Source organism: Roseicyclus sp. (assembly GCF_052168335.1).
GTDB lineage: Bacteria > Pseudomonadota > Alphaproteobacteria > Rhodobacterales > Rhodobacteraceae > Roseibacterium.
The window spans coordinates 1-4,506 of sequence record NZ_JBQLZP010000697.1; the positions used below are offsets into that span (position 1 = coordinate 1).

Annotated in this window: 3 protein-coding genes and 1 pseudogene; 1 reads left to right on the forward strand and 3 read right to left on the reverse strand. The window is 69.6% G+C overall.

The window, feature by feature from the left end:
- On the reverse strand, positions 1-2,300 hold a 2,300-nt coding region (gene uvrA, locus ACTS11_RS21210; protein WP_442642265.1), incomplete at its 3' end, for an excinuclease ABC subunit UvrA.
- Between the two features lie 167 nt (positions 2,301-2,467).
- Between uvrA and ACTS11_RS21215 the strand changes: the two genes are divergently transcribed.
- Positions 2,468-3,088 (forward strand): hypothetical protein, encoded by a 621-nt coding sequence (locus ACTS11_RS21215; protein WP_442642266.1) that lies wholly within the window; start codon positions 2,468-2,470, stop codon positions 3,086-3,088.
- 4 nt (positions 3,089-3,092) lie between these two features.
- Here the strand turns inward: ACTS11_RS21215 and ACTS11_RS21220 are convergent, their stop codons facing one another.
- Both ACTS11_RS21220 and ACTS11_RS21225 read right to left on the reverse strand, forming a co-directional pair.
- Positions 3,093-4,181 (reverse strand): MFS transporter, encoded by a 1,089-nt coding sequence (locus tag ACTS11_RS21220; protein WP_442642267.1) that lies wholly within the window; start codon positions 4,179-4,181, stop codon positions 3,093-3,095.
- 49 nt (positions 4,182-4,230) lie between these two features.
- Positions 4,231-4,506: pseudogene (locus tag ACTS11_RS21225) on the reverse strand (dihydrolipoyl dehydrogenase); the annotation flags it as partial.

Consider the following 4,506-nt stretch of genomic DNA (forward strand, 5'->3'; position numbering starts at 1 on the left):
ACGTAGACGTCGGGCAGGAAGTGCATCTCGATCTTGATGACGCCGTCGCCCTGGCAGGCCTCGCAGCGCCCGCCCTTCACGTTGAAGCTGAACCGGCCGGGCTTGTAGCCGCGCGCCTTCGCCTCGGGCAGGCCCGCGAACCAGTCGCGGATCGGCGTGAAGGCGCCGGTATAGGTGGCCGGGTTCGAGCGCGGCGTGCGCCCGATGGGCCGCTGGTCGATGTCGATGACCTTGTCGAGATGCTCAAGACCCTTGATCGTCTCGCAGGGCGCGGGCGTCTGCCGCGCGCCGTTCAGCTTCATCGACGCGGTCTTGAACAGCGTCTCGATGGTCAGCGTGGACTTGCCCCCGCCCGAGACGCCGGTGACGCAGACGAACTTGCCCAGCGGGAACTCCGCCGTCACTTCCTTGAGGTTGTTGCCGGTGGCCTTGACGACGGTGATCTTCCGCCCGTTGCCCTTGCGCCGCTCGGCGGGCACGGAAATCTCCCGAGTTCCGGCCAGATACTGCCCGGTGATCGAGGCGGGGTCGGCCGTGATCTCGGCGGGCGTGCCATGCGCCACGATGCGCCCGCCATGCACGCCCGCGCCGGGGCCGATGTCGAAGACGTAGTCCGCCTCGCGGATCGCCTCCTCGTCGTGCTCCACCACGATCACCGTGTTGCCCTGGTCGCGCAGGTTCTTCAGCGTCGTCAGCAGCCGGTCGTTGTCGCGCTGGTGGAGCCCGATCGAGGGCTCGTCGAGCACGTAGAGCACGCCCGTCAGGCCCGAGCCGATCTGGCTCGCCAGGCGGATGCGCTGGCTCTCGCCGCCCGAAAGGGTGCCGGCGTTCCGGCTCAGCGTCAGGTATTCCAGCCCCACGTTGTTGAGGAACCCGAGGCGCTCGCGGATCTCCTTCAGGATGGCGCGCGCGATCTCGTTCTTCTGCTTGCTCAGGTGCTCGGGCACCGTCTCGCACCAGCGGAAGGCCTCGCGGATCGACATCTCGACGACCTGGCCCACGTGCAGGCCCGCGATCTTCACCGCCAGCGCCTCGGGCCGCAGCCGGTAGCCGCCGCAGGTGCCGCAGGGGCGGTTGTTCTGGTAGCGCTCGAACTCCTCGCGGATCCAGGCGCTGTCGGTCTCGCGGTAGCGCCGCTCCATGTTCGGGATGACGCCCTCGAAGCTGCGCTTGACCTGGTAGACGCGCCCGCCCTCGTCGTAGCGGAACTGGATCTCCGTCTCGCCCGAGCCGCGCAGGAAGACCTCCTGCACCTCCGGGGGCAGGTCCTTCCACTTGGTCTTCGGGTCGAAGCCGTAGTGGGAGGCGATGGACTGGATCGTCTGCACGAAATACGGCGACTTGCCCTTGCGCCAGGGCGCGATGGCCCCGTCCTCGAGGCTGAGCGCGGCGTCGGGCACCATCAGCCGCTCGTCGAAGAACAGCTCGACGCCCAGGCCGTCGCAGGCCGGGCAGGCCCCGAAGGGCGCGTTGAAGGAGAAGAGGCGCGGTTCGATCTCGGGGATGGTGAAGCCCGAGACGGGACAGGCGAAATTCTCGGAGAAGGTGATGCGCTCGGGCTCGCCCTCGCCCTCCTTCGGCGCGGTCTCGAGAATGGCGATGCCGTCCGCGAGGTCGAGCGCGGTACGGAAACTGTCGGCCAGCCGCGTCTCCGCCCCCTCGCGCACCACGATCCGGTCGACCACCACGTCGATGTCGTGGCGGAACTTCTTGTCGAGCGTCGGCGGGGTGTCGAGGTCGTGGAACTCGCCGTTCACCTTGACGCGCTGGAAGCCCTGCTTGCGCAGCTCGAGGAATTCCTTGCGGTACTCGCCCTTCCGGTCCCGCACGATCGGCGCGAGGAGATAGGCGCGCGTCCCCTCCTCCATCGCCATGACGCGGTCGACCATGTCCTGCACCTGTTGCGCCTCGATCGGCATGCCGGTGGCGGGGCTGTAGGGCGTGCCAGCCCGCGCGAAGAGCAGCCGGAGATAGTCGTAGATCTCCGTCACAGTGCCGACGGTCGAGCGCGGGTTCTTCGACGTCGTCTTCTGCTCGATGGAGATGGCGGGCGAGAGGCCCGAGATGTGGTCGACGTCCGGCTTCTCCATCATGTCGAGGAACTGCCGGGCATAGGCGCTGAGGCTCTCGACATAGCGGCGCTGCCCCTCGGCGTAGATCGTGTCGAAGGCGAGCGACGACTTGCCCGAGCCCGACAGGCCCGTGATCACCACGAGCCGGTCGCGGGGAATGTCGAGGTCGATGTTCTTGAGGTTGTGCTCGCGCGCGCCGCGCACCTCGATGGACTTCTGCTCGGGCATGGGAGGCCTGTGGTTAACGGTTCGGTCACAGATAGGCTTTCGGGACCGAGTCTCCAACCGAAAAATGAGAACGCAAGGCGAACATCCACAAGCGATGATCGACTCGAGCGTGTCCGCGGACCCGCGCCTCGCCCCGTCGCGTTGCCCCCCGAAGACGGGAGCGGAAGATGCTGGACTTCATCGGAGAGCATTCGGACGTCATCAACGCGTTGAGCAACGCGGCCATCGTGCTGATCTGGATGGTCTATCTCCAGCTCTTCCTGATCACCTTCCGGCGGCAGAACCGGACCTCGATCCACATCGACCGCGGCGTGTCGATGGACGAGCACGCGCGCTGCATCGTGACCAACATGGGCCAGGAACCCGTCTACCTCCTCGCCGTGGTGGTGGATTTCGGCGGCGCCGCCGGGTCGAGCCGCGCGGTGGTGACGGACCGCGACGAGATGGCGGAGCAGGAGGTCGCGGCCCAGCTCGACCGCACCAACCAGGGCCCGATGGCGCAGGGCGAGGCGCGCGACATCGGCAGCCTCGCCGACCTGATGCAGCGCGCGCGCCACCGCCTCTCCGCCGACCTGCCCCGGACCGAGATCGACAGCATGTGCGTCTCGGTGGTGGCGATCTCGAACCAGGGCGAGCACCTCGTCGCCGCGCAGAAGGAGTTCGACGCCGATCACCGGACGGACGGGACGACGATCTTCGTGCCGGCCACGGCGCTCACGCGGCAGATCCGCTCGCGCTGGAAGCGGCGCAGGCTCCTCGCGCTGCTCGAGAACGGCGCTCCGGGCTGAGGGGTCAGGCCCCGCCGCGCCGCGCCGCGCGGTAGGCGAGCGCGGTGGCGCCCGCGCCGATCAGCCCCACGACGATCGCCATGGGCAGCATCGCGCCGAGGCCCAGCGCCGCGACGACCGGCGTGCCCGAGAAGGTGCCCACATTGCCGAGCTGCGCCAGCGCCCCGTTCGACAGCGCGCGGTCGGCGTTCGAGGCGTTGAGCCAGGGCACGGCCGCGAACCCGGCCCCCGCCACCACGCCCGACAGCGTCATCGCCAGGATCGCGACCCAAGGGGCAAGCGGCCCCGCCACCCAGGTCAGCGCGAAGAGCGCGACCATGACCAGAAAGCCCCCCGCCACCAGGTGCCCCGGCACGATCCGCCGCGCGAGCGGCCCGGTGAGGAGCGAGCCCAGAAGCCCCACGACGGGCAGGACCGGCGAGAGCCAGGGCGCCTCCAGCGCCGCGGGCAGGTAGGTCACGAGCGCGAGGAAGAGGAAGGCGTAGATCCCGTGCCCGAGCCCCGGCGCGAAGAGGCGCGGCGTGCGGTAGATCGTCAGGTGATCGGCGAGCCGCGGCAGCGCCCGGCGTTCGGGCGTGACGCCCCTCGGCAGCATGACCCAGAGGAGGACCGCCAGGACCGCCCCGGCCACCCCGTGAACGGCATAGACGGCCTCTGCCCCGGCCGACCCGATGAGGAGCGCGTAGAGCGAGAAGCCGACGCCGAAGAACGTGGCCCAGATCCCCATGACGAGCGAGCGGTCTCGCTCGGCCGCCAGCGCCGCCATCAGCGTCGGGATCGCCACGACGAGGAGGAGGTGGCCCGCCCCCTCCACCACGCGCAGGCCCATGAGCAGCGGGAAGGCCGGGAGCAGACCCTGCGCGCCGCCCGCCAGCGCCGAGACGACGAGGCCGAGAAGGATCGCGCGCCGCGGCCCCAGCGCCGCCGTCACGCCGCCCGCGAGCACGCCGAAGAGGATGCCCATGACCGCGACGCCCGAGACGACGAAGGCCACCGGCGCCTGCGGGTAGGCCACGGCCAGCGGGCCGAGGGTGAGCGAGACCTTCGCGAACTGCCCCGCGGCGAGGATGCCAGCCGCATAGAGCGCCGCCACCAGCGCCCAGGGCGTCCGCCCCGCCGGCGCCGCCGTCCCGGCGGAGAGGTCAGATATGGATCACCCGATCGTAGGCGTCGAGAACGCTCTCGTGCATCATCTCGCTCAGCGTCGGGTGCGGGAAGACCGTCTCCATCAGGTCCTCCTCCGTCGTCTCGAGCTTCTTGCCGACGATGTAGCCCTGGATCAGCTCGGTCACTTCCGCCCCGATCATGTGCGCACCCAGGAGCTCGCCCGTCTTCGCATCGAAGACCGTCTTGATCATGCCCTCGGGCTCGCCCAGCGCGATGGCCTTGCCGTTGCCGATGAAGGGGAAGCGGCCGAC